Source organism: Bradyrhizobium sp. Kon56 (assembly GCF_055807635.1).
In genome coordinates this window covers 1-422 of sequence record NZ_JBVVOU010000168.1, presented here as the reverse complement: position 1 = coordinate 422, position 422 = coordinate 1, and the positions used below count along the sequence as shown (strand labels likewise).

Genomic DNA, 422 nt, shown 5'->3' with positions numbered 1-422 from the left:
GGCTTTTTCCAAAGCGTCGGAGAGTTTGCGCGTGGCACCCACCACAAAGGACGAGAACACCAATACCGCCAGCGCCACGCCCACCTGCATCGGTGACGGCTGGAACAGCAGCCACAGGGTACAGGGCAACAGCACCAGGTACATGGACACCAGCGACATGTAGCGATAGGCCGAATAGCACGACACCGCACTCACCGACATGCCCACGGCAAACAGCATGACCAGCACCTGGGACACCCGGTCATCGACCGGCATCACCGCCAGCGCGCCGCCTCGCAGCGCAACTGGTCCAGGCCATCGGCGAACTGAAGGCCGGCCCGGTGCAGGGGCTGAGCGCCAGCCTGGGTCTGGCCTCGACCCATGCCCAGGCGCTGGACCTTTACGTGTTGATGGACAGCGCCGACCAGGCGCTGTATCAGGCC

General features: G+C 64.7%; 1 protein-coding gene. It reads right to left on the bottom strand.

Translation table 11 applies throughout. The features are described from left to right. A partial coding sequence (locus AC0L3B_RS38455; RefSeq protein ID WP_473382825.1) for a hypothetical protein occupies positions 1-255 on the bottom strand: 255 nt, incomplete at its 3' end. Positions 256-422: the final 167 nt, after the last annotated feature.